The sequence below is a fragment of the Pseudarthrobacter phenanthrenivorans genome, assembly GCF_036455295.1.
Lineage (GTDB): Bacteria > Actinomycetota > Actinomycetes > Actinomycetales > Micrococcaceae > Arthrobacter > Arthrobacter phenanthrenivorans_C.
In genome coordinates this window covers 314,471-337,127 of the sequence record NZ_JAYXNX010000001.1, presented here as the reverse complement: position 1 = coordinate 337,127, position 22,657 = coordinate 314,471, and the positions used below count along the sequence as shown (strand labels likewise).

The 22,657-nt window shown below is 65.9% G+C and carries 24 protein-coding genes; 13 read left to right on the top strand and 11 right to left on the bottom strand.

What is annotated here, in order from left to right; genetic code table 11:
• Positions 1-8 precede the first annotated feature (8 nt).
• On the top strand, positions 9-1,124 hold the full coding sequence (locus VXJ37_RS01595; RefSeq protein ID WP_331321327.1) for an ABC transporter substrate-binding protein: 1,116 nt from the start codon (positions 9-11) through the stop codon (positions 1,122-1,124).
• An 83-nt stretch (positions 1,125-1,207) separates the two neighbouring features.
• On the opposite strand, the gene VXJ37_RS01590 is transcribed toward VXJ37_RS01595, so the two are convergent.
• The 4 genes from VXJ37_RS01590 to VXJ37_RS01575 form a co-directional block, all read right to left on the bottom strand.
• A complete protein-coding gene (locus tag VXJ37_RS01590; RefSeq protein WP_331321326.1) occupies positions 1,208-1,909 on the bottom strand; it encodes an esterase/lipase family protein in 702 nt (233 codons plus the stop codon).
• 107 nt (positions 1,910-2,016) lie between these two features.
• Entirely contained in the window at positions 2,017-3,234 is a 1,218-nt protein-coding gene (locus tag VXJ37_RS01585) for an MFS transporter (RefSeq protein ID WP_331321325.1), read from the bottom strand.
• Positions 3,235-3,337: 103 nt separating this feature from the next.
• Entirely contained in the window at positions 3,338-3,784 is a 447-nt protein-coding gene (locus tag VXJ37_RS01580; protein WP_331321324.1) for a hypothetical protein, read from the bottom strand.
• Positions 3,785-3,857: 73 nt separating this feature from the next.
• Positions 3,858-4,472 carry an ANTAR domain-containing protein gene (locus tag VXJ37_RS01575; protein WP_331321323.1) on the bottom strand — a complete coding sequence of 205 codons (615 nt, stop codon included), beginning with the start codon at positions 4,470-4,472 and terminating at the stop codon, positions 3,858-3,860.
• 187 nt (positions 4,473-4,659) lie between these two features.
• Here VXJ37_RS01575 and VXJ37_RS01570 point away from each other — a divergent pair, with 187 nt between their 5' ends.
• Positions 4,660-5,001: a hypothetical protein gene (locus VXJ37_RS01570; RefSeq protein WP_331321322.1), complete on the top strand. Its 342-nt coding sequence runs from the start codon at positions 4,660-4,662 to the stop codon at positions 4,999-5,001.
• A gap of 51 nt (positions 5,002-5,052) precedes the next feature.
• Here the strand turns inward: VXJ37_RS01570 and trxB are convergent, their stop codons facing one another.
• The gene (gene trxB, locus VXJ37_RS01565) at positions 5,053-6,030 is read right to left on the bottom strand and encodes a thioredoxin-disulfide reductase (protein WP_331321321.1); all 978 of its coding nucleotides are present in this window, start codon (positions 6,028-6,030) and stop codon (positions 5,053-5,055) included.
• Positions 6,031-6,347: 317 nt separating this feature from the next.
• Here trxB and VXJ37_RS01560 point away from each other — a divergent pair, with 317 nt between their 5' ends.
• The gene (locus tag VXJ37_RS01560; protein WP_331321320.1) at positions 6,348-6,671 is read left to right on the top strand and encodes a hypothetical protein; all 324 of its coding nucleotides are present in this window, start codon (positions 6,348-6,350) and stop codon (positions 6,669-6,671) included.
• A gap of 174 nt (positions 6,672-6,845) precedes the next feature.
• Here VXJ37_RS01560 and VXJ37_RS01555 read toward each other — a convergent pair whose 3' ends face one another.
• Positions 6,846-7,286 (bottom strand): hypothetical protein, encoded by a 441-nt coding sequence (locus VXJ37_RS01555; protein ID WP_331321319.1) that lies wholly within the window; start codon positions 7,284-7,286, stop codon positions 6,846-6,848.
• A gap of 62 nt (positions 7,287-7,348) precedes the next feature.
• Positions 7,349-7,867 (bottom strand): MarR family winged helix-turn-helix transcriptional regulator, encoded by a 519-nt coding sequence (locus VXJ37_RS01550; protein WP_331321318.1) that lies wholly within the window; start codon positions 7,865-7,867, stop codon positions 7,349-7,351.
• Positions 7,868-8,093: 226 nt separating this feature from the next.
• Between VXJ37_RS01550 and VXJ37_RS01545 the strand changes: the two genes are divergently transcribed.
• Positions 8,094-8,846, top strand: coding sequence for an ANTAR domain-containing protein (locus VXJ37_RS01545; protein WP_331321317.1), 753 nt, complete (start codon positions 8,094-8,096; stop codon positions 8,844-8,846).
• Between the two features lie 325 nt (positions 8,847-9,171).
• Entirely contained in the window at positions 9,172-9,318 is a 147-nt protein-coding gene (locus VXJ37_RS01540; protein ID WP_331321316.1) for a hypothetical protein, read from the top strand.
• On the opposite strand, the gene VXJ37_RS01535 is transcribed toward VXJ37_RS01540, so the two are convergent.
• Positions 9,315-10,586: an MFS transporter gene (locus VXJ37_RS01535; protein ID WP_331321315.1), complete on the bottom strand. Its 1,272-nt coding sequence runs from the start codon at positions 10,584-10,586 to the stop codon at positions 9,315-9,317. The genes VXJ37_RS01540 and VXJ37_RS01535 overlap by 4 nt on opposite strands.
• Positions 10,576-11,856, bottom strand: a complete 1,281-nt coding sequence (ftsW, locus tag VXJ37_RS01530) for a putative lipid II flippase FtsW (RefSeq protein ID WP_331321314.1) — start codon at positions 11,854-11,856, stop codon at positions 10,576-10,578. The genes VXJ37_RS01535 and ftsW overlap by 11 nt, the downstream gene beginning before the upstream one ends.
• 202 nt (positions 11,857-12,058) lie before the next feature.
• Between ftsW and VXJ37_RS01525 the strand changes: the two genes are divergently transcribed.
• The 3 genes from VXJ37_RS01525 to VXJ37_RS01515 all read left to right on the top strand — a co-directional run bounded on the left by VXJ37_RS01525 (position 12,059) and on the right by VXJ37_RS01515 (position 14,728).
• On the top strand, positions 12,059-13,594 hold the full coding sequence (locus VXJ37_RS01525; RefSeq protein ID WP_331321313.1) for an LCP family protein: 1,536 nt from the start codon (positions 12,059-12,061) through the stop codon (positions 13,592-13,594).
• Positions 13,595-13,682: 88 nt separating this feature from the next.
• Positions 13,683-14,009, top strand: a complete 327-nt coding sequence (locus tag VXJ37_RS01520; RefSeq protein ID WP_331321312.1) for an ArsR/SmtB family transcription factor — start codon at positions 13,683-13,685, stop codon at positions 14,007-14,009.
• Positions 14,006-14,728 carry a cation transporter gene (locus VXJ37_RS01515; RefSeq protein ID WP_331321311.1) on the top strand — a complete coding sequence of 241 codons (723 nt, stop codon included), beginning with the start codon at positions 14,006-14,008 and terminating at the stop codon, positions 14,726-14,728. The genes VXJ37_RS01520 and VXJ37_RS01515 overlap by 4 nt, the downstream gene beginning before the upstream one ends.
• Before the next feature lie 17 nt (positions 14,729-14,745).
• Here the strand turns inward: VXJ37_RS01515 and VXJ37_RS01510 are convergent, their stop codons facing one another.
• Positions 14,746-15,951, bottom strand: a complete 1,206-nt coding sequence (locus tag VXJ37_RS01510; protein ID WP_331321310.1) for an acyltransferase family protein — start codon at positions 15,949-15,951, stop codon at positions 14,746-14,748.
• A 142-nt stretch (positions 15,952-16,093) separates the two neighbouring features.
• On the opposite strand from VXJ37_RS01510, the gene VXJ37_RS01505 reads away from it, so the two are divergent.
• Both VXJ37_RS01505 and VXJ37_RS01500 read left to right on the top strand, forming a co-directional pair.
• On the top strand, positions 16,094-16,831 hold the full coding sequence (locus tag VXJ37_RS01505) for a GAF and ANTAR domain-containing protein (RefSeq protein WP_331321309.1): 738 nt from the start codon (positions 16,094-16,096) through the stop codon (positions 16,829-16,831).
• A gap of 633 nt (positions 16,832-17,464) precedes the next feature.
• Positions 17,465-17,881: a VOC family protein gene (locus tag VXJ37_RS01500; RefSeq protein ID WP_331321308.1), complete on the top strand. Its 417-nt coding sequence runs from the start codon at positions 17,465-17,467 to the stop codon at positions 17,879-17,881.
• Positions 17,882-17,927: 46 nt separating this feature from the next.
• Here the strand turns inward: VXJ37_RS01500 and VXJ37_RS01495 are convergent, their stop codons facing one another.
• A complete protein-coding gene (locus tag VXJ37_RS01495; protein ID WP_331321307.1) occupies positions 17,928-19,385 on the bottom strand; it encodes an FAD-dependent monooxygenase in 1,458 nt (485 codons plus the stop codon).
• A 200-nt stretch (positions 19,386-19,585) separates the two neighbouring features.
• Here VXJ37_RS01495 and VXJ37_RS01490 point away from each other — a divergent pair, with 200 nt between their 5' ends.
• From VXJ37_RS01490 to VXJ37_RS01480, 3 genes are all read left to right on the top strand, one after another.
• Positions 19,586-19,921: a YciI family protein gene (locus VXJ37_RS01490; RefSeq protein ID WP_331321306.1), complete on the top strand. Its 336-nt coding sequence runs from the start codon at positions 19,586-19,588 to the stop codon at positions 19,919-19,921.
• A complete protein-coding gene (locus VXJ37_RS01485; RefSeq protein WP_331321305.1) occupies positions 19,897-21,195 on the top strand; it encodes an RNA polymerase sigma factor in 1,299 nt (432 codons plus the stop codon). The genes VXJ37_RS01490 and VXJ37_RS01485 overlap by 25 nt, the downstream gene beginning before the upstream one ends.
• Before the next feature lie 283 nt (positions 21,196-21,478).
• Positions 21,479-22,585: a glycosyltransferase gene (locus tag VXJ37_RS01480; protein ID WP_331321304.1), complete on the top strand. Its 1,107-nt coding sequence runs from the start codon at positions 21,479-21,481 to the stop codon at positions 22,583-22,585.
• Positions 22,586-22,657: the final 72 nt, after the last annotated feature.

Here is a 22,657-nt window from a genome sequence, read left to right as displayed (position 1 = left end):
GTACAACAATGATGATGAAGCGCCCTATCTTTGCCGCCGCAGCTGCCGGAGCCGTAGCCCTCAGCCTGGCAGCGTGCGGCAACAGCTCCACCCCCGCTTCCAGCGGCAGTTCAACTGGCGGCAGTGCGTCCGCCGACACCAGTTCGATGCCCACGGTAAAAATGATGGTGGGCGGCATAGACAAGCAGATCTACCTCCCCTACCAGCTGGCGCAACAGCTGGGCTACTACGAGAAGTATGGGGTCAAGATGGAACTCTCCACCGAGCAGCAGGGCGGCGTTGGTGCTGAGGAAGCCATGGCGTCCGGGCAGGTGGACATGGCCGGAGCGTGGTACATCCACACCGTGGACTTCCAGGCCAAGGGCAAGAAGGTCACCAACCTTATCCAGCTCTCCGGCGCCCCCGGCGAGCGCATCATGTGCAGCCCCAACGCCAACGTCCACTCCGGCGCCGACCTCAAGGGCAAGACTGTCGGGGTGACGGACCTCGGCTCAGGGACGGATGAACTCACCCAGTTCATTGCTTCAAAGGCCGGCCTGTCCAAGAACGACTACCACACCATTGCCGTGGGCGCCGGTGCCACGGCCATCGCCGCCATCCAGCGCGGCTCGGCGGACTGCGTGATGACCACCCAGCCGACGGTCGGCGCGTTGGAATCGAAGAACCTGGCAGTCCCGGCCATTGACCTTGCGTCGGCGGACGGCGCCAAGGCGGCCCTCGGCAGCACGCTGCCGTCGGCGGGTTTGCTCGCCCAGACTGACTGGGTGAACAGCCACCAGGATGAAGCCCAGAAGGTAGTGGACGCACTGGTGGACACCATGCACTGGATCAGCACCCACTCAGCCCAGGAGATTGCGGACAAGCTGCCGCCGGCCTTCGTCCAGAACAGCACCATCAGCAAGGACGATTACGTCAAGGCCCTCGACCAGGACAAGGGCCAGTTCCTCCCGGACGGCATCATGCCCGCCGGCGGCCCGAAGACGGTCTTCGATGAGGAGAAGACCATCGGGGTGGACACGTCCAAGGTCAACATCGCGGACACGTTCGACCAGAAGTACGCGCTGGCGGCACTCAAGCTTGAGGGCTACCCGGCCACCACCACCCCCGCAGGTGCTGACGGCTAGGAAACTATATGCCATGCTCCCCCGGTAAGCCCGCGCTTTCGGGGGAGCCTGGCTTTTAACGCGCGCCCGGCCAAGCGGCGCCGTCAGGCAGGAAGGTCCAGCTGCTCCACGATGATCCGGGCCGTCCCGGGGTCCCCCAGGATACGAAAGTGCCCCGCTACCGGCAGTTCGATGTTCGTGGCACCGGTAAGGACGCTGCCTTCCGGGATGTGGGGATCGAACGGACCGTACAGGGACGTGATGCGGCTGTTGATGGTCAGTTCGCGGGACATCTGGAGCGTCAGCGGGTTCCGGGGGGAGAAGATCCGCAGGCTCGGCAGCAGCATGTAGCGGGCGTAGCGTGACCCGGAAAAGGGGGCGCACACGGCAATCATCCGGTCGATCCGGTGCTCGGGGTCCAGGGACAGCATGGTGTATTTGCCAATCAGGCCGCCCTTGCTGTGCGCCACCAGGATGGCATCGTGCAGCCCGGCCTCCTCCACGTGCTGGGCCACCAGCTTGGCGGCGTCCGGCACCTTGAGCTTGTTCCGCTGAAGCACCGTCACCACGTGCACGGGATGTCCGGCATCGTGGATTGCCTGGATGAGCGGCATCATGAACTGCCAGTTTTCGTACACCCCGGGGATGATCAGGACGGGCGCCTTGGTGCCGTTGCGGAAGGACTCCGGCTGCACGCGCGACAGGAATCCACGGACTTGCCAGCCCGCGGCGTACACATAGTCCTGTGCCCACCACACAGCCTTCTGCAGCGGACTGATGCGGGCGGCGGCGCCGGGATCACTCATGAGTCGAGAATAGCCTCGGCCAACGCACTACCCACCGAACACGCCCGGTTGCTCTATCAGATATGGTCCCTAAGACGCCCGCTTAGCGGCCATATCTGATGGAGCAACTAGTAGTTGCGGCGGTGCTTCAGGCGGGGAATCACGACGGCGAACACGGCCGCCGCGGCGAACCCCAGGATGCCCGTGGCTGAGATCCCCGGGCCCAGGGAGGCGAGCGCCGTCACCCCGGAGAGCAGGACTGGGCCGCCGGTGGAGCCCGCGTCCGCCATGAACCGCCAGAGGCCCAGGAACTGGCCACGGCCCCTGTCGGGTGAGAAGTCGGCGCCGAGGGTCATCACCAGCCCGGAGCTGATGCCGTTGCCGAAGCCGATCAGCAGCGCCGCCAGCAGCAGCCCCACAAAAGAGCCGGTGAGCGGGATCAGGAGCAGCGCGGTGCCCATGATCAGCGTCGACGGCACGGCCACCCACTGCCGCCCCTTGCGGTCCATCAGTCTTCCGGCCGGATAGAACACCAGCATGTCGATGGCGCCGGACAGCCCGTAGATAAGGGACGCGGAGGTGGCGTCCATGCCCAGGTGGTCGGACCAGAGCGGAATCACCACCTGGCGCGAGGACCGCAGCGCGCTGAGCAGCAGAATGCCCATGCCGAGCGAAAGGAACACGCCCGCATGTGAGACGGCGACGCTCCGCAGCGTGGGCTGGGGGCCGGCGTCCCCGCCTGGCTGGACATCCGGCGTCGTAAGATCGGGGATGGTGAGGGACAGCAGCGCGGCGGCCGCCATCGCCGCCACCCCCACCCAGTAGGCACCCGCGATACCAAGGAACTGCATCGCAGCGGCCCCTGCGAACGGGCCGATGAACACACCGATCCGGTTCACGCCGCCCAGGGTGGACAGCGCCCGGGCGCGGAAGGGCACGGGCACGGCCTCGGTGAGGTACTTCTGCCGGGCCAGGCCAAACACCGCCCCGGACATCCCGACGACGGTCATCGCCGCGGCGAGCAGCCACAGCCCGTTCGGGGCCAGGGCTGACACGGCGGCGGCGGCCAGGGCCAGGCCGGCTGCCACGGCGGCGCCCACGATGGACCAGCGCTCACCGAAACGAAGGGTCACCAGGGACGCAGGGAGGTTGAAGAACCAGGACCCCAGTCCGATCAGGGTGACGATCAAAGCCGCGACGGCCACGGAGGCACCCAGCTCACGGGCAGACAATGCCACAACCGGGAGGATGGCACCCTGCCCAATGCCGAACAGGAGCGTGGGACCAAAAGCGGCCACGGCAATTCCGCGCAGGCTGAAGGGCTGTGAGTCATTCGGGGAAGTCATCAGATTTATCCTATGGCCGCCCGTCGTGGACCCCCTGCATCAGGGAGGGGGTCCCACCCGGGGTGGCTCCAGGCACCGCGGAAAGGCCGCCATGGAGAGGTGGTCAGTTGCGCCGTTGCTGCCGCGGGCGCGGCCCGAAACCGGCAAGGGCGCGGAACAGGTTGATAACCTCCACCACAGCACCGATGATCGAGCCCACGATTCCAAGCACCAGGAAAACCCGTACCAGCACCGGCCAGCCTGACCAGCCGGCGCCGAAGTCAAAGGGAAAAACCTCCCACAGCCGCAGGAGCGCGGCCAGGCCAATGCCCATGACCACCAGGTTGCCTAAAGCGAGGAGAGCCCTGGAACGGATCACCGCGCAGACCAGGTTCACGATGATGCCCGCGATCAGGGAGGCGTTGATGAGGTCCAGCACGCGGGGCATGCCTGCCGTCAGGAAAGGCAGCACCTGCCAGCCGGGCCAGACGTTGATCCCGACGAGCAGCAGGGCGTTGACCACGGCGGAGCCAACGCTGCCGCGGGGGCTCGCCGGGGTCCTGTCCACCATGGCAACCAGCCTCACCTGCGGCCATGCAGGACGGAAAGTGCCGAAGGTCCTGCCGGCACGGGCCGGCCGGGCCTCAGTAGCCTGCCAGGACTTCCTGGACTTTGCCGTTCGCTGCGGCGTTGACCAGTTCTTCTGCCACCAGGTGCAGTTTGACGTTTGCGTGCTGGCTCCTGGTGGCCAGGACCTGGAAGGCTGCCGGCCCGTCCACGCCCCGCAGTGCCATCACTATCCCCTTGGCCTGCTCGATCAGGGCTTTATGCTCATACACGCCCTCGATTGCCTCGGAAGCCGCGTGCTGGGACTCGATGCGCAGGCTTTGGGTCACGTCCACCATGAAGCCGCTGATATGTTCCACCGCATCTGAGGCCCGGGCCACGGCCTGGACCGCCGAAAACACACGCCGTTCCCTGCCCCTGACATCGATCACCCGGTGCAGCAGTGCGCCCTGGCCGCCGCCAATCAGAAGGTCGGCCCAGAGAGCCCGCACGGGCTCACGGTCCAGCGGGTGTTTGTGGGCCATGAACAGCTCGAACGTGGGCACCACTTCGCCCCGTTTCAGGCCGTGGATGCCGAACATGCCCTCGGACCACTCCATTTGCCCGGTCACCACATTCAGGTCGAAGGTCCCGGACGGACACACCGTAGAGGGCTCAAGTGGAAACAGGTACGTATCCAGCTTCGACCACATATTTTTCTCCAAAGTCGGCTACACCCCCAGTCGGCTATCGGCATCACAATAGCTCAACTTTTCCGGGGAAAGCAGCCGGAAACTATGGTAGGAAAAGACCGGGGGTCACAAACCCGCCGCCGAGGAGTAGCGTTCGCCTTATGGGGCGTCTATGATCTGCGCCCCCAGCCAAGGGGAGGTCATTTGTATGGGTGAAGTGTGGATCCGCACGCTGGGCAACGGGCTGGTCCGGGCAGACCGAATCACCGAAATTTCATCGACCCGGGGGTCCCTCTACGAGGACCGCGGGTATTCACTGAAGGTCATCGTGGACGGCAAGGGCCACGTATTGATTGACGACGGCGACCTGCAGGGTTCGCTGCCCGAGCGCCTGGAATACGCGAGGCACATGGAGGACGCCCTGCTCCTGGCCATCGACGAAGCACGCGGGAACGAGGCCTCCATAGTGATCTCTTACGAGCCCGAGCGCGAGCGGTGGTCGGCTGCACCCGTTTCCGTATTAACGGGAAGACTCCCCGAGGTCGTCTGAACCGGGGAGTCTTCGTCCAGCCCGGGTGCGGTTGGTACCCGGGCAAGCACCCTAGCTGTGCGTCGGTTCCTCCACCAGCGCGGTGGCGATGCTCGCGGCATCCTCCAAAGCCGCGAGGAACCGCTCGGCATCCAGGGCCGCAGCGCAGCCGGTACCGGCGGCGGTAATGGCCTGGCGGTACCGGTGGTCAACGGCATCGCCGCAGGCAAAGACTCCGGGCAAGTTCGTGCATGTGGTGGGCGAATCCACCTTGATGTAGCCTTCCTCATCCAGGTCCACCTGGCCGGCAACCAGCTCGGTGCGCGGCAGATGGCCGATGGCAACGAAGATGCCGGTGGCGTCCTGGTGCCGGGTTTCGCCGGAGCGGGTGTCCGTGAGGGTGACGCCGGTGACCTTTCCGTCGCCGTGGATGGCGGTGACGGCGGAGTTCCAGGCGAAGCGGATCTTGGGGTTGTCCTTGGCGCGTTGGGCCATGATGCGGGAGGCGCGCAGTTCACCCTTACGGACCACCACGGTCACGGACTTTCCGAAGCGGGTCAGGAAGGTGGCTTCCTCCATGGCGGAGTCGCCGCCGCCCACCACGATGATGTCCTGGTCGCGGAAGAAAAACCCGTCGCAGGTGGCGCACCAGGAAACACCGTGGCCGCTGAACTTCTTCTCCTCCGGCAGCCCCAGTTCCTTGTACGCGGACCCGGTGGCCAGGATGACGGCCGGGGCCTCGTAAGTCTCCCCTCCCCCGGTGACCACGCGCTTCACGGGACCCTTGAGGTCAACGGACGTGGCGTCGTCGTACTCGATCCGCGCGCCGAACTTCTCGGCCTGCTGCTGCAGGCCGTCCATCAGTTCCGGGCCCTGGACTCCGGCGGGGAAGCCGGGGAAGTTCTCCACCTCGGTGGTGTTCATCAACGCGCCGCCGGCCGTAACGGACCCCGCCAGGACCAAGGGGTTCAGGCCGGCGCGGGCGGCGTAGATGGCGGCGGTGTAGCCGGACGGGCCGGAGCCGATGATGATCAGCTGTTCTTTGCTCATTGGGTGTCCTTCGGTGGCGGTACTGCGGGGGCGTGCCCGCGCTGCTCGGGCGGGGGTTCGATGACTAGTCAATCACCAGGTCCGATTCTTTCACTGCTTGCCGGTGGACGCCCCTGCAAGCTGGGCGGTGAAAGCGGCCCGGGATCGTGGTTCCAACCCATCCAAGGCTGGCCAACTGAGAGGAAACTGCACTCGATGTAATAAACGTCACTGTGTTGCGCACATCACATTGGTTGCCTAATCTAATGGAGGCTTAAGCAAACAGGCCATGCAAGAAGCTGCAGCGTCGCAGCCAATGCCGGGGAAGGCTTTACAACTTGAATTCCAAGCTAAACATCGTGGTCCGGGTTGATCTGGACCACAGCAAGGCCCAGGTGATTGCAAAGGGGCATATCACCATCCACAGCGTCAACGCCCTCTATGTCGTGGCTAAGCGTGCCAACTCCCTCAAGGGAGGACTGGACCTGGAACTTGATGTCTCCAGCGCCCTGGTGGACCAGGAGGCGCTGGACATGCTCCGCGCCGCCTCGGAAACAAGGCACCTGCCCGCCAAAATCGATCCGGCCCAGGCGCCCTGCACCATCAGTGTGCTGGCCGGGCGCCGACATCCTCGTCCAACGGCAGGCCGCCTGGCCGCCTAGAAGTCCCGGCCACTCGCCGCGCCCACTTTTCGGGCCAGAGCCGGCCGTCCACTCTTTCCTTATCCACTCCAGACGACCCGGAGTGCCGCTGCATCTGAACAGACGGATGGCTGCACTTCGGGGACAAGCGGACGCTGCAGTCCCCGGCCCGCCGGCCGGGGGCTGCAGCCTCATTTAGGCCAGCGGGCCGCCGGCCAGGAATTCCTGGAGTTCCAGTGCACTGAGGCCGGCCGCCCTGCCCAGGGCCTCCTGCCCTGCGCCTGCGCGGGAGGCGCCCCGGACAGCGGATTCGAACCGTTCCTGCGCCGCGTCAAGCTCCCATTGAAGGCTCTCCAGCCGGGCCGAGGCCAGGCGGACGGCTTCGAGGGGCTCACCGGCGGTCTCCCCGTCCACCCTGTGGCCGCACGGGCAGATCCATTCGGCTGAGCCCAGCTCCAGCGGCGCCCAGCCCAGTTCGGCTATGGGAACCGGGGCGGCAGTCATGGCCGCGCCGCAGTGGAAGGGAGCATCCGGGTCCTCAAGCGCCATGGGCGCTGATGACTGGGGCGAAACTTCATCATGCCCCAGGAGGGGGAGGGACTCTCCCGGTGCCTGGGGTTCAAGTACTGCAGTCATGCGGGCCGCCATCCGATAGTTAAGTAACAATGTAGCTAGTCTAACTAGGATTACGGTCTTGTCTACCTGCGGGTAGGTCCAGACGCGGCATTGACGGCCTCCACCGCTTCCCGCATCCGCATCAGGAAATTCAGCACCGCTTGGATCTCGTCCGGAGTCAGCGACTCGGCTGCCTCCAGCATGCGTTTGTGCATTTGGTTGAGGTTGTGCCGGACCTCCTCCTCCGCACCGGGAGTGGGACGGAGAATGACGGCCCGCCGGTCCGAGGGGTGGGGCTCACGGGTCACATGGCCACTGGCGACCAGCCGGTCCACCAGGCTGGTCATGGACGCGGACGTAACGCCGAGGCGGGCGGCGAGCTCCGTGGGACGGATGCCTGCACCGGAAGCATCTGCATCGATGAGGTAGCGCAGCGCCAGGAGATCGGTCTCCCCCATGGCAACAGAGGAACGCGTGCGCCTGCGCATGGCGCTTTCTGACGTACGGAACTCCCGGAGGGCGTTGATGATATCGACGGGCCCTGGCTGGGCGCCTTCCACAGGTGGGTAGCTGTGGCCTTCGCTTGCACCGTGCGGGTTCATGCGAATTCCTTCGATATCCTACTTGCTTGGCTGTCTAACAAACCTATGGTAGCTCATTCGGAGGGAACCAACCTCCACAACGGTGAAAAGCCCGTACAGGTACTCGCGCAGGGCCCGGGGAAAAGTAGAGTACCTGCTACTCGTGCCGCCACCACCCGCTCGCCAATAAGTTTCTAGGAAACCCGCGGCAGACGGCTGACGGGGTATGACCGGACGGGGGTGCAGGGTGACGGTTGGCCCGGTAAACAACAAGGGGCCCGAGCGGCAGGGTTTCCTGCTGGACCTGGTGACAGGGGCCGACGGGGAGGCAGGATCATTGCAAAAGCTCGCCGACGGTGCCGCTCGCTGGATCAGTACCACGGCCGGCACGGCCGTCGAGTGTGCCGCGGTGCTGCACAGGCAACGGTCATTCCCTTCCACCGCCGGAAGCACCCCGCAGGCCGCAAGCTTTGCATCGGCCGAGGACGAGCACGCGGACGGACCGTCGGCGCTCGGCACGGCACTCGCTGCACCCGCCGTAATCAACGCGGCCGGTTCACGCTGGCAGGCGTACCGCCGGCGACTCCTGGAAAAAGGCTTCGGTTCGGCACTCGCCGTTCCCCTGGAACTCCAGCCGGGCTCCGCCGGCGCCATAATCTTCCTTGGTCCGCCAAACTTCGGCTTCAACGCCAGGGTGGTCCATGAGGCGTCCTGGTTCGCGGGAGTCGCCTCACAAAGCCTGAAACTGGCCCTTGACGTGCATGGCGTCATCCGTGCCGGGGACAACCTCAAACAGGTGCTGGAAAGCAGGACAAGCATTGACGTTGCCTGCGGAGTGCTGATGGCGCAGAACCGCTGCTCCTATTCCGAGGCATTCGGCAAGCTCGCAGGTACCTCCAGGAACCGGAACCTGAAGGTACGCAGTGTGGCGGACAGCATCCTGAAGGCGATGCCCAGCGGCGCTCCCGGAACCCGGTTCGAGCCTCCGGCAATCGCCTGATACAGCGCCGCGATGCCTTAGTCGCCTGATACAGCGCCGCGATGCCTTAGTGGCGTGCCCGCGCCCGGATAAGGCCGGCCGCCACCAGTCCTGCACACCCGAGTGAAGCCAGCATGCCGCCGAGAGCCATGAAGTAGTCGGTAATGGTCATTGTCCTGCGCTCCTTCCGTCCTGCCTGATGAGCCCAAGCTACGCGGCGAAACTCAGTGTTGGCTGAAGGATCGCCAGCAGGTTCGGTCAAGATCCGGTAAAGGAAGAATGCGGGGATCCACATATTTGGTCACTGTGATCTTTCCTTTGTCATGGCGTTCCGTATTATTCATGCATGTGGACTAAACAAAGCCAGAGTTTCTGCCCCACCTGCGGCAGGACCACCAATCACGTCACCCACTTCCAAAAGGACGACGCCGGCTCCCTGGTTGCGGACGTCCACTGCGCCGAGTGCCCCGAGGCTGCGGCGGCTGTTGCCTAGGCAGTTCCGGTGGACGGAGCGTGCGGACGGAGGACCGCGAAGACTCCCAGTGCGGCTGCCTGGATGACCGTGATGGTGATGGCCAGTGTCGGAATTGAGCGCTCGTAGAGCAGCCCGATGACAAAGCTTCCGGCCAGCCAGGCCAGGCCGTAGCAGGCGGTGAACATCCCGTAGGCGCTCCCCCGCCGCGCTGCGGGGGCGAGGGCCGCTACCCCAGCCCGCATGGTGCTTTCCTGCACCCCCATAGCGGTTCCCCACACCAGGACCCCCGCGACGGCTGCCGCGGTGTTGTTGCTGAAACCGAGCCATGGGACCGCTGCGGCCAGCACCGGCAGCGCCAGCAGGACCTTCAGCCCGATGCGGTCGAAAAGCCAACCGGATACCAGTGCTGCCACCGCGTCAACCGCCATGGCACCGGCGTAGAGGACCGGGACCAGCGCCGGCGGCAGGAGCCCGGCAGCCACCAAATGGAACGACAAAAGCCCGAACGTTGCGTACCCGAACATGGTCAGGCTGCTGAACGCGGCGTAGACCCAGTACTGGCGCGGCATGGGCGGAACGTCCCCGGGGACGGCCTGGGCAGGATCGGTGCCGGGCGTTGCCGGCTGCGGGCCGGAGGACGCAGCGGCGGACTGCACGATGGCGGACTCGTACACAGCAGGATCAGGGGCTCTGCGGCGAAGCCAGAACAGAATGAGCATGGCTGCGATCCCGGGAACGGCCAGCAGCAGGAATCCGGGCCCATAGCTGCCCGAGAGCGCCAGGGCAAGCCCCACGAGCAGCGGCCCCACCAGGGCCCCCACCTGGTCCAGCGCCTCATGCAGGGCGAATGCCTTTCCCTGGCCCAGCGCGGAACCGGCCTCCGCGAGCATGGTGTCCTTCGCCGGGCTCCGCACCGCCTTGCCCAGCCGCTCGGCCAGGACCAGGAGGCAGGCAATCCACAGGGCATCTGAAATTCCCAGCAAGGGGACGGAAACGGCGGTCAAGGCATACCCGCTGATGGCCAGCGCCCAGCGCAGCCCGGGACGGTCGGCCAGCCGTCCGAACACCAGCCGGAGAACCAGTGCAACCGCTTCGCCGGCACCGGTGACCACGCTGATCAGCAGTGCAGACGCCCCCAGGGCACCAAGGTAGGGTCCGGTGACACTCCGGGCGCCCTCGTAGACCATATCCATGAGCGCACTGACAATCCCGAAAACCAGGATGAAGCGGATGGCAGTCAGGGACGACCCGGGAATCGTCCTGCCGGCGCTGCCGCTAGTGCGCATGCTCGCGTGCCTGTTTCGGGACGGCGTTGGGGACGGCCGGCCCCGGCAGGCTGCGGCGACGGCGGAAGACACGGAAACGGAGAGGGTGCGGAACCTCGCCTTCAGGGCGGGTGACCGCCAGGATCACCCCAATTCCTGCGAGCGAGGACACCATGGCCGAGCCGCCATAGGAGATGAATGGCAGTGGCACGCCGATGACCGGAAGCAGCCCGCTCACCATGGCGATGTTGACCACGGCCTGCCCAAGGATCCATGTGATCACACTGCAGGCGACGATCCGGGAGAAGGTGTCAGTGGTCCGGGCGATGGTCCTGAACACCGCAACGGCCAGGGTGGCGAACAGGCCCAGCACCAGGAGTGTGCCGGCCAGGCCAAGCTCCTCGCCGAGGATGGAGAAGATAAAGTCGTTGTGGGCTTCCGGGATCCAGTTCCACTTCTGCCGGCTCTGTCCCAGGCCCACGCCGAACCAACCGCCGGAGGCCAGGGCATAGGCACCGTGCTGGGCCTGGTAACCCATGCCCTGCGCGTCCTCGTCGGACCCCATGCCCAGCCAGGATGAGATGCGCCCCATTCTGTTCCCACTGGTAGCCGCGAGCGCCAGGGCCGCTACCGCGCAGATCAGGCCCGCAACGGAGAACACCTTCATGCGCACTCCGCCATAGAACATGGTGGCGGCAAGGATCATCATGATGATCATGGTGGTGCCCAGGTCATGCCCCAGTGCCACGATGATCATGATCAGCCCACCGGCGGGCCCCAGCGGAATGACTGCGTGCTTCCACTGGCCCAGCAGCGCCTGCTTGCGGTCCAGGATTGCGGCAGCCCAGACAATCAGCGAGAGTTTGGCAAACTCGGACGGCTGCGCAGTCAACCCACCCACGCTCAACCAGTTCCGGTTGCCGTTCACTGACATGCCCAGGGGTGTGAACACCAGCACCAGGGCAACCAGGGAAGCGATCAGCAGCGGCCAACCCAGCTTCCGGATCCGGGGGACGGGCATCCGCGCCAGCACCAGCATGATCACCACGCCGGCCACGGTCCACATGGCCTGCTTCAGGGGAAGATCGTACGGATTGTTTCCCGCCGCCACCGATTCCACTGACGACGCCGAGGCCACCTCCACCAGTCCGATCGCCGAGAGCGTGAGGACCACCGCGACGATCAGCGGCCGGAGGCGTCCGGGCGAATCATCTTCCAGCCACACCGCCAGCTTGCCCAGCCCGCGGCGGGCAGGACGTCCCCCCGCGCGCTGCTTTTGTCCTGTTTTCATCCGTCCGTTCCTCAGCCTGCACACCCGGGCTTCCCGCATGGTCGGGTCCGTCGCCGGGGGCGGGTACCGCCGAGAAAAAACAGTACGCCTCCGCCGGCGCATAGGGCGTCGGCACACGCGCCGCGCCCCCAGTTCTAGGGAAATTGCCAGCTTCGGCATGTAGGGTATCGGAAACCTGTCCCCTTCCGAAGGTCATTTTGTCGTGTTCGGTTCCAGAAAATCCCCAAGCCCGGAACAGGAAGGCGCCAGCCCCGCAGCCTATCCGGGCCAAGGCCAGCTGTACGCCGCCAGTTCGCGCCACCTCCGGTCTTCCCGCCGTGCCCCGCGGTGGGTCAAGATCATCACCGGGGTGGTGTCCGTGCTGCTCCTGGGCGTGCTGGCGTTCGGCGGTTATTGGGTGTGGCGGCTGCAGTCCAACATCAGCACCTCCCAGCTCTCGGCAGGCGGACAGCGGACCGAAGGGGCCGTCAATGACAGCACGGACCGTCTGCAGATCCTGGTCCTGGGCTCGGACACCCGCAGTGGCAACAACAGCCAGTACGGTTCGGCGGACGACTCCTCCGGATACGGACAGTCGGACGTGATGATGCTGCTGGACATCTCAGCGGACAACAAGCACGTCAACGTGGTCAGCTTTCCCCGGGACCTGCTGGTGGACGTCCCTGCGTGCACGGACTCCAAGACCGGCCAGAAGTACCCGGAACAGCAGGATGCCATGATCAACAGCGCCATGAAGCAGGCTGGCATCGGCTGCGCCGTGGATACCGTTAACAAGCTCACCGGGTTGGAAGTGGACCACTTCATGATGGCGGACTTCAACGCCGTCAAGGAGCTGTCCAACGCCGTGGGGGGCGTGGATGTGTGCGTCAGCTCAGCGGTGGACGATCCCGATTCCGGGCTGCACCTGCCGGCCGGCACGTCGCAGGTGCAGGGGGAACAGGCCCTGGCCTTCCTGCGCACCCGGCATGCGTTCACCAACGGCGGGGACCTGGGCCGGATCAAGGCCCAACAGGGCTTCCTCGCCTCGCTCACCCGCAAACTGAAGTCCGAGGGCACGCTGGGCAACCCGGAGAAGGTCCTGACCATCGCCGATGTGGTCACCAAGAACCTGACGGTGGATCCGGGACTGTCCTCGGTTCCCTCGCTGCTGACCATCTCCAACCGGCTGAAGAACATTGATCCCGCCAGCGTCAACTTCATCACCGTACCCACGGTTCCGGCGCCGCAGGACCCCAACCGGCTTGCCTTGGATGAACCGGCGGCGTCCAACTTCTTCAAAGCGCTGCGCAACAGCCCGGACCTGAGCCAGCCCGCCCCTGAGGCCCCCGCCAGCACGCCTGCAACACCCGCGGCGCCTGCCTATGACAAGGCACTGCAGCCGGTTTCCATTGCCAACGGCACAGGCGTATCGGGCCGCAGCAACGCGATCGCCGGAATGCTGTCCGACGCCGGATTCACCAAGCTGACCAAGCTGCCGGCCCAGACGCAGGGCCAGACCATGGTCTACTACTCCGCCGGGTTCGAAGATGTCGCCGCGGACGTGGCGTCGCTGTTCGGCCTGCCGGCCAGCAGTGTCCAGAAGGTGGCGAACATCCAGGGCGTGCAACTGTACGCCGGCACGGACTTCGCCACGGGCACCAAACCCGCCGCTCCGCCGTCGCCCGCAGACTCCTCCGGCGGCGTGGTGGCGCAGACAGGCAGTGACCAGACCTGCGAGTCCACCAACCCGCTGGGATAGAAAACCGCTCGCGGACTGTGGATTGTGGGCCCCCGGCGGCCCACAATCCAGGTTTGCGTGAATACAGCATCAGCTGTACTTTCGATTCATGCAAACCCTCACCCATGCCCCGGTACTGGCCCGCTTCGGCCACGCCGTCGCGGATCCCACCCGCGCCCGCGTGCTCCTGGCGCTGGCAGAGGGCGCGTCCTATCCCTCCGATCTTGCAGAGAGCGTGGGAGTGTCAAGGCAGAGCATGTCCAACCACCTCACCTGCCTGCGGGGCTGCGGGTTGGTGGTTGCCGTTCCGGACGGGCGCCGCAGCCGGTATGAACTCGCTGATGCCGCGATCGGCCACGCCATAAGGGACCTGATCACCGTTGTCCTTGCCGTGGACCCGGCCTGTTGCGCCCCCGATGGAGAGTGCCTGGCATGACCGCAATGCATGCACCTGCCACGCGGCGGCAGGTGCTGACACGGCGGATCAGGATTTTTGCGGCAGCCACCATCAGCTACAACATCATCGAGGCGGTTGTGGCGTTGTGGGCGGGAGGCACTGCGGACTCCTCGGCGCTGGTCGGGTTTGGTCTGGATTCGGTGATCGAGGTGGCCTCCGCGGTGGCCCTCTCCTGGCAGTTTTCGGCCAAGGATCCCCAGCGGCGGGAGCATCTGACGCTCCGGATCATCGCCGTGTCGTTCTTCGCCCTGGCGGCCTTCGTCGCCGCGGACTCCATCCGTTCCCTGGCCGGCGGCGGTGAAGCGCAGCACTCGGCGCCGGGCATCGTCATCGCAGCACTGAGCCTGGCCGTCATGCCCGTCCTGTCCTGGGCCCAGCGCCGGGCCGCCCGCGAAATGGGTTCCAGAACTGCAGAAGCGGACTCGAAGCAGACCCTGCTGTGCACCTACCTGTCCGCCGTACTGCTGGTGGGACTGGTCCTGAACAGCACCCTGGGCTGGTGGTGGGCCGATGCGGGAGCGGCCCTGGTAATTGCGGCCATCGCCGTCCGCGAGGGCATCAACGCGTGGCGCGGCGATGCCTGCTGCGGTGTTCCAGGGGCCGCCGGCAGCGACACGGAGGATGCTGCGTGCTGCCCGGGATGCTCAGCGACGGCGTCTCCGGACGGGGTCGGCATGCCCGGCATCAGGGAGGGCTAACGGGCAGGCTGCTTGTATCAGCTGGCCAGTTGTCCCTCAGGCTCACGTTCCGGCGTTGCCGGTTTGGCTGGCCCGGTGCCTGCCTGCGGGGAAGGCACGACGGCGGGATCCAGCCTTTTGTTCGCCCAGCGCCGGAGTGGCCGCTCCACAAAACGGAAGGACGCGTAGGCCAGCAGCACGGTAAGCGCTGCAGTCAGGGCGATGCGAACGGGCAGGGACGGAATCAGCCGCATCAGCAGCAGGTAAACGGGCAGGTGCCACAGATACATGCCGTAGGACAAGTCCCGGCCAGGACGGGACAGCCAAGGGTGGCTGAGGAACCGCGAGAGGAACCCGGCGGGCTGCAGGACCAGGGATCCGATCAGCACGGCGGCCAGCATGGCCAGCGCCGTGGGACCCACGCTCCAGAACGTGTTGAACCAGGCACCCGGGGCGTCCGGTTCCTTGAGCAGGAACAATGCTGCCACGAGGGCGGCGCCCGCAACCGGGGCGGCCCAGCGGGCGGCGGACGCCAGGGCGTTGTGGAGCCGGGAGCCCTTCCGCACCGCGGTAAACAGCAGGGCCAGCGCGCAACCGGCCAGCAGTTCGTCGGCCCTGGTGTCCGGTCCGTTGTAAATCCGGGCCAGCGGCTGGCCGGCATTGACCAGCAGGAACCGGTTCAGCACGAAAACGGCGGCCACGGCTGCAGTAGCCACCGCTGCGGTGCGGACCCTCCAGAAGCGGAGCATCGCCAGCAGGAGCAGCGGCCACACAAGGTAGAACTGCTCCTCGACGGCGAGCGTCCAGGTTGGGCCGAGGGTTTCACCGGCGATGGACTGGCCGAATGCGCCGAAGTGCGCCAGATTCATCACGTAGCCGGCGGCCGGAAGGACGAACCCCGCCTGGCCGGCCCAGCCTGAGGCCGGGAACACGAGGCCAACGGCCACGATCACCGCACAGAGTGCCAGCAGCGCGGGCCAAAGGCGCGCCAGGCGCTTGGCGTAGAAGATGCCCAGGTGGAGCCGGCCGGTAGCCGTCCATTCCTTCATGATCAGCAGGGTGATGACAAAACCGCTCAGCGTGAAGAAGACGTCGACGCCGATGGAGCCACCCGGCATCGACTCGGTCGCCGTGTGAAAAAAGAAGACGCCTGCCACGGCGATAGTGCGCAGGCCGTCCAGGGCGTGCTTCCGCCCCGCGATGAGTCCTGTTCCGGGCATAGCCTCGCCGTCCGGTGCTGACATAGTTCCACTGCTTGACCTCAAAACCACTACGCAAGCATATATAACGTTTCCATAACCGGGCTGTGTGCCGGCTGGGAGAAACGTGGGTGTGGGCACTGAACTGCCGCTTGTGGGAGGTCCCCGGCGCTCCTAGATTGAAGACATGCTGGAACCACAGATCACGGACGATTTTGAAGGCATTGTCGACCTGATCGCCCGCACGGAGGACATCAAATCTGTGCTGGACGGCATCACGGACTATGCGGCTGCCACAATGACCGGCAGCATCGGTGTAGAGATTGAATGCGCCATAACGCTGCACCGGCGCAAGCACACAGCCACTATCGGAGGCAGCAGCGGCAAGGCCGTGGTACTGGACCGGATCGAGCAGACGCTGGGTGACGGCCCCTGCGTGGAAGCCCTGCAAACCGGTGTCCCCGTCCTCATGGGCGATGTGTCATCAGACCGGCGCTGGCCCGAGTACCGCAGCGCGCTGGCCACCGCCGGCGTCGCCAGCGCCCTTGGCATCCCCATGGCACTGGACGGTGATTCTGGTGCTGTCCTGGATTTTTTCGCCCCCGTCGGAGGACTGTTCGATGAGCAGGCGGTGGCCAGCGGAGTGAGGTTTGCCGACATGGCGGGCAAAGCGCTGCGCCTTGCCATCCGGATCGCCTCCGCGGACCAGCGCGCCGAGAACCTGAAGGCGGCCATGGACACCAGGACCGTCATTGACCTGGCCTGCGGCATCATCATGGCCCAGAACAAATGCAGCAAAGACGCGGCCTTCGACCTGCTGCGCAGCGCTTCGAACACCCGTAACCAGAAGCTCAACGAGCTTGCCCAATCGTTGGTAAACCGGTTTTCAGGCCCCGCCGACGCGACGGCGCACTTCGAAGACTGAACGGTTGCGCGGGACGGCTGCATCTACTGAACGGGCTCCGGGAGCCAGCGACGCTGGTGGCTCCCGGAGTATGGGGCGCGGATGTGGCCCACCCCCGAAATATGGTTTCCCTGGGCCACACCCGAGCCAGCTAAAAGGGCGGCGGCGCGCCAGAGGGAAGTTGAGGTGGGGATGGGGCTGTCAAGGGGCGGTTTCCTCCGAAGGCAAAATTCGGGCCACCTGCCTGACCTTCAGCCAGCCTAACAGTGGCCTGCCATCCCGCGTAGGGACTAACTACCCAATTTTGCTCAATTTCCCCCATTTAATGGATTTGTAGCGTGAGGCGCTTGACCGCGGGGCGGAACGGGTTTGTATCGTCGACGCAGGTCAGACAGCAGGCTCCTGGATACAAGATGCGCGAGCGCCTACCGGCACCGGCTTGAGCAGCATGAGCAGGCAGCGGCCCACCGTGGCCGGAAAGTCGGTACCGGCCACAGCCGCCGGCTACGGGACCACAGGAGGCACTGAGGAGGCAGCTGAAGGCGCATCCTGCAGGAACAGCGGGGGTCAGTGCTCTGCCCCCTTCTATGTCCGCACATCGCGCTGCTAGCATGGCCGGTGCCGACACCGACGTCAGTTGAAAAAGGAGCCCCCATGGCCACGCGTCTCAACCCGTACCTGAGTTTCCGCAACAACGCCCGGGAGGCGATGCAGTTCTACAAGGACGTCTTTGGCGGCGAGCTGAACGTCAGCACCTTCGCCGATTTCCACGCAAGCCAGGATCCCTCCGAAGACAACCTGGTCATGCATGCCCAGCTCGACAGCCCGTCGGGGCTCACCCTGATGGGCTCGGACACGCCGGCGCGCATGGACTACACCCCTGGGAACACTTTCAGCGTTTCCCTCAGCGGCGACGACGAAGCCGAACTGCGGGGGTACTGGGACAAGCTGTCCGACGGCGGCACGGTCACCATGCCACTGGAAAAAGCCATCTGGGGCGATGCCTTTGGCATGTGCACGGACAAGTTCGGCATTCCCTGGCTGGTCAACATCGCGGGCCCGAAGCAGTAGCGCGGCAGCAGCTGTCCGTACCGGCGCGTCCGCAGGATGGCGGCGTTCAGGGGATCCGCGGCGGCACGTCGCCACACCATGATGTGAGTGCCTCGGCAAGGCCGTCCGCCGAGCCTTCACCCACCCAGGCGACGTAGCCGTCGGGCCGCACCAGGACCGCCGTCGGTGCCACCACCGACCCCAACACCGGAAGCTGCCATTCGCCGTCGTACGCTGCCGGCAGGTAGCGCGCGTGTCCGGCCCGGCCAACTTCCAGGGCCGGAAAGCCGAAATCCAGCAGCACTGGCCGGCCCTGGTGCAGCAGCGAATACACCCGGACCGGGCCATCATCAGTGGTGATGTCCAGATCCGGCATGCGCCGGCCCAGCAGCGGATGGCCCGGTCCAAAGTAATAGGCCACGTCCAGCCCGGTGATGAGTGCGGCGATGGGCGTGCCGGCAGCATCAATGCGGAGCACTTCGTCAAGCAGGTCACGCAAGGCTTCCTGCCGCGGGTCCGACTTCTGGAACAGGGACTGCGCCATGGTGTATTTGAGGGCCCGCGCCCCTGCCGGGTGGCGCTCGGCGTGGTAGGTGTCCAGCAGCTCCTCTCCGGAGCCGCCCCGCACCACTTGCCCCAGTTTCCAGCCGAGGTTGACGGCGTCCTGCAGCCCGAGCCCGATGCCCAGGCCGCCCGTGGGTGAGTGGACGTGCGCGGCATCGCCGGCCAGCAGCACCCTGCCTTTCCGGTAGGACTCCGCCTGCCGGGTGCCGTCCGTGAACCGCGAGAGCCAGACCGGACTGTGCACGCCGAAGTCCGTCCCGAACACGTCGGTCAACGCCTGCCTCAACTCCGCCAGGGTGGGTTCGGACGCCTGCCCAAGCGAGGCCTCCGTGACCACCACCCGGACCACACCGTCACCCATCGGGTAGAGCCCATGGATCCCCCGGCTGTCCACCTTCCCCTGCTGGACCGGCTCCCCCGCCACCCTCACCTCCGCAATGAGGCTGCTGCGGGTGGCACCCGGGCCCGCCATCGCAATTCCTGCCGAGCGCCGCACCACGCTGCGGCCACCGTCGGCGCCCACAACATACCTGGCCCGCACCGCCCCGCCGCCTGCGAGCCGCACCTCCACGCCGGCGTCGTCCACTGAAATTCCCGCGACCTCCACGCTGCGCCGGATCTCCACCCCCAGCTCCTGGACCCACTCCAGCAGCAGCCGCTCGATGTGGTTTTGGAAGAGCGCCAGCGTATAGGGGTGGCGCGTGGGCAGGCCGGCCAGGTCCAGCTGGGTGCCGCCGAAGGTCGCCGTCTGGATTGTCCTGCCCTCGGCCAGGAACCGGTCCGCGATGCCGCGCTGGTCCAGCAGCTCAATGGTCCGCGAATGGATTCCGCCGCCCCGGGACCCGGCCAGCTCCTGGGACCGGCGCCGCTCCAGGACCAGCGCGTCCACACCCGCCAGCCGCAGTTCCCCGGCCAGCATCAATCCCGTGGGCCCGCTGCCCACAATCACTACATCGTGCATGTTGTCCCCGTCGCCCATCTGTTGTGGACCGCCAGTATGGGGCAGCCCGTGGGGCTTGCGGCAAGGCCCCCACTGCGCGGTATCTTGAAAATGCAGGAGGAATCCGCGGGCTGATGTCGATTTCCGCTTCCCGTGTGCGTCGTATGGGTAGGAGCTTCTTTCGATGAGGAGCCCTTGACCACGACAGAAGGGAGCATGACATGTCCAAGTACCTGATCCTGATCTACCAGGACGAGGCGGTGGCCAGGCAGGCCGAAGGGGAATCCATCAGCGCCAGCTACCAGGAGTTCCAGCGGCGGCACGGCTCTTCCCTGCTCGGCGGAGCCGCCCTGCACCCGTCCTCCACGGCGACGTCAATCCGGCGTGATGGGTCCGGCGGATTCACGGTGACGGACGGACCCTTCGCGGAGTCAAAGGAGACCTTGGGCGGCTACTACCTGATCGAAGCAGTCGACCTTGACGAGGCCCTTGAGATCGCCAAGGAGGTTCCCGCCGGCGTCGGAGTCGAAGTATGGCCGGTGCGGGTGGCCAGCTGATGCCGGGGGCCGCCAGGACAGAAGTTGCTGCCGCGGTTGCGGATGCGCACCGCCGGGAGTGGGCGTTCGTGCTGGCGGCAACGGTACGGGTTGCCGGTGACATCGACGCCGCGGAGGAGGCTGTGCAGGACGCGTACGCCAGTGCGTTGTCCACGTGGGGCAGGAGCGGGATCCCGAGGAACCCCGGGGCATGGCTTACGGTGACTGCCCGACGGCGGGCGCTGGACGTTCGACGTCGGGCAGCCACGGCCGAGCGTGCCCTGCCCAAGCTGGTCAGCACCGGAGAGCCCGGCGTTGACCAGGCCGTTGTGGAAGGAGCCGGCCCGGAAAGGGAGGACATCCCGGACGACCGGCTCCGGCTCATTTTCACCTGCTGCCATCCGGCCCTGGCACTCGAGGCCCAGGTGGCCCTGACGCTGCGGCTCCTGTGCGGGCTCTCCACCGCCGAGGTGGCCCGGGCGTTCCTCGTCCCGGAGGCCACCATGGCGGCCCGTCTCACCAGGGCCAAGAAAAAGATCGCGGCCGCGCATATCCCATACCGCGTGCCGGGGGCGTCGGAGCTGCACGAGCGGGTTGATGGGGTGCTGGCGGTGGTGTACTTGGTCTACACCACGGGGCACACGGCTCCGTCCGGAGAAGACTTGATGCGCAGGGACCTGGCCGGGCGCGGGCTCGAGCTGGCCCGGATGCTGCGCGTTCTCCTCCCCGGGGACCACGACGTGGCGGGGCTGCTGGCGCTGATCCTGCTGACGGAGGCGCGCGCCGGCGCCCGGTTGGACGGACAACGGGATCTGGTCCTGCTCGAGAACCAGGACCGGTCGATGTGGGACCGGCAGGCCATCGAGGAAGGGGTGCGGCTGCTGCGTGCGGCCCTGGCTTCACGGCCGCCGGGCCGGTTCGCACTGATGGCGGCAATCGCGGCGGTGCACGATGAGAGCCCGTCCTGGACCGGCACCGACTGGCGCGAGATTCTGGGCCTTTACGATTTGCTGATGGAGAGGTGGCCCTCCCCCGTGGTCAGGCTCAACCGGGCCATCGCCCTGGGCTTCGCGCTGGGCCCCGCGGAGGCCCTCGGGGAACTGGACGCCCTCGGGGCCGACCCACAACTGGCCCGGTACCCGTACTTGGCCGCGGCCCGGGGCGATTTCCTGGCGCGGCTAGGCCGTGAAGAGGAGGCCCGGCTGGCTTTTGAAGAGGCCCTGATCCTCACCGACAACCAAGCGGAACGGCGGTTCCTCCGGTCCCGCCTGGATGAACTTGCAGGCAGTCCCTGAACAGCGCCGTTGGGTGTACGACGGCGGGGCCGGCCCCCTTCCCGAGTGTCTGCAGAATGCGGGACTACGCATGGCAGATGTGGGGACCCGCATTTCTGGGCCGGGACAAACGCTTACCCGGGTTCGCCCCGATAGCCTTCCCCTAGGCCGGCGGGGCAGTTTCGCGATGGGGAGTACGCGGAGATGCAGATTCCTCCGGGAACTGGGCAGTCATGGCAAAGGTTGAACCGGACATATGCGTGCGGGGTCTCTTCAGCTGAATTTCAGCTTAGTGAGGACGATCTTGGCCGGTTTGATTGTGCAGGAATGGATATCGCCGCATGGCGGCTCCGAAAAGGTGGTGGAGGCCATGCTTTCCGCCTTTCCCGCGGCCAAGCTATTGACACTGTGGAATGACGCGCCGGACAAATACGCTGCCACAGACGTCCAGGAGTCGTGGCTGGCGAAGACACCGCTGCGGCGCAGCAAAGCAGCTGCCCTGCCGTTCATGCCTTATACGTGGAGGCATCTCAAGCCCAGGGATTCAGTGGAATGGCTCCTTGTGAGCTCCCACCTTTTTGCACACCAAGCCCGCGCGTGTTCCCCCTACAGTGACGTCGAAAAGTATGTGTATGTGCACACTCCGGCGCGCTATATCTGGACTCCGGAACTGGACGCCCGGGGGCAGGGACCCATCCCTGCGCTGGCTTCCTCGGTATTGCGGCCGCTGGACCGCAAACGTGCCTCGGAACTTCGGCATGTGGCGGCCAACAGCGCATTCGTGCGCCAGCGGATACGTGACACGTGGGGCATCGACGCGGAGGTGATCTATCCGCCCGTCAACGTGGACCCCATCGAGGCGAAGGAAGAATGGGGCGCGGAACTGACGCCCGGCGAAGCTCAGATACTGCGCTCGCTGCCGCGACCTTTCATCCTGGGCGCTTCCCGCTTTGTCCGCTACAAGAGGCTGGATGCCGTCATCAGGATTGGGGCCGCCGCCGGCCTGCCCGTGGTCATTGCGGGCAGCGGCCCCGACGAGGCCACACTGCGGGCTATGGCAGACAGCGCCGGCGTACCCGTGACCTTCATTCCCAGCCCGGGCGACAACCTTCTCTACGCGCTGTACCAGTCCGCGTACGCTTTCGTTTTCCCTCCCGTTGAGGACTTTGGAATTATGCCGGTTGAGGCAATGGCCACCGGCACTCCTGTCCTGGTCAACCATGTGGGGGGCGCGTCCGAGTCCGTGCTCCACGGGAAGACGGGGATGCATATTGATCCCGACGATTTGGATTCCGCGGTAAAGGCGCTGGAATGCGTCTCGGGCATGGACAGGGAAACCGTCGCGGCCAGGGCCAGGACCTTTTCAACGGACGTATTCCAGCAGAAGCTGCACGCGTGGATGGAGCGCTGACGCAACGGCGCCGGCGGAAGCAGCATGCCGGGCATCAGGCCTGCGGGCGCTTCAGGTCCGATACCGGTTACT

Bases quoted from the DNA above. Each gene is read 5' to 3' on its own strand.
- VXJ37_RS01595 (WP_331321327.1), top strand. From the start codon at position 9: ATGATGATGAAGCGCCCTATCTTTGCCGCCGCAGCTGCCGGAGCCGTA.
- VXJ37_RS01590 (WP_331321326.1), bottom strand. From the start codon at position 1,909: ATGAGTGATCCCGGCGCCGCCGCCCGCATCAGTCCGCTGCAGAAGGCT.
- VXJ37_RS01585 (WP_331321325.1), bottom strand. From the start codon at position 3,234: ATGACTTCCCCGAATGACTCACAGCCCTTCAGCCTGCGCGGAATTGCC.
- VXJ37_RS01580 (WP_331321324.1), bottom strand. From the start codon at position 3,784: ATGGTGGACAGGACCCCGGCGAGCCCCCGCGGCAGCGTTGGCTCCGCC.
- VXJ37_RS01575 (WP_331321323.1), bottom strand. From the start codon at position 4,472: ATGTGGTCGAAGCTGGATACGTACCTGTTTCCACTTGAGCCCTCTACG.
- VXJ37_RS01570 (WP_331321322.1), top strand. From the start codon at position 4,660: ATGGGTGAAGTGTGGATCCGCACGCTGGGCAACGGGCTGGTCCGGGCA.
- trxB (WP_331321321.1), bottom strand. From the start codon at position 6,030: ATGAGCAAAGAACAGCTGATCATCATCGGCTCCGGCCCGTCCGGCTAC.
- VXJ37_RS01555 (WP_331321319.1), bottom strand. From the start codon at position 7,286: ATGACTGCAGTACTTGAACCCCAGGCACCGGGAGAGTCCCTCCCCCTC.
- VXJ37_RS01550 (WP_331321318.1), bottom strand. From the start codon at position 7,867: ATGAACCCGCACGGTGCAAGCGAAGGCCACAGCTACCCACCTGTGGAA.
- VXJ37_RS01540 (WP_331321316.1), top strand. From the start codon at position 9,172: ATGTGGACTAAACAAAGCCAGAGTTTCTGCCCCACCTGCGGCAGGACC.
- VXJ37_RS01535 (WP_331321315.1), bottom strand. From the start codon at position 10,586: ATGCGCACTAGCGGCAGCGCCGGCAGGACGATTCCCGGGTCGTCCCTG.
- ftsW (WP_331321314.1), bottom strand. From the start codon at position 11,856: ATGAAAACAGGACAAAAGCAGCGCGCGGGGGGACGTCCTGCCCGCCGC.
- VXJ37_RS01520 (WP_331321312.1), top strand. From the start codon at position 13,683: ATGCAAACCCTCACCCATGCCCCGGTACTGGCCCGCTTCGGCCACGCC.
- VXJ37_RS01515 (WP_331321311.1), top strand. From the start codon at position 14,006: ATGACCGCAATGCATGCACCTGCCACGCGGCGGCAGGTGCTGACACGG.
- VXJ37_RS01510 (WP_331321310.1), bottom strand. From the start codon at position 15,951: ATGTCAGCACCGGACGGCGAGGCTATGCCCGGAACAGGACTCATCGCG.
- VXJ37_RS01505 (WP_331321309.1), top strand. From the start codon at position 16,094: ATGCTGGAACCACAGATCACGGACGATTTTGAAGGCATTGTCGACCTG.
- VXJ37_RS01500 (WP_331321308.1), top strand. From the start codon at position 17,465: ATGGCCACGCGTCTCAACCCGTACCTGAGTTTCCGCAACAACGCCCGG.
- VXJ37_RS01495 (WP_331321307.1), bottom strand. From the start codon at position 19,385: ATGCACGATGTAGTGATTGTGGGCAGCGGGCCCACGGGATTGATGCTG.
- VXJ37_RS01490 (WP_331321306.1), top strand. From the start codon at position 19,586: ATGTCCAAGTACCTGATCCTGATCTACCAGGACGAGGCGGTGGCCAGG.
- VXJ37_RS01485 (WP_331321305.1), top strand. From the start codon at position 19,897: ATGGCCGGTGCGGGTGGCCAGCTGATGCCGGGGGCCGCCAGGACAGAA.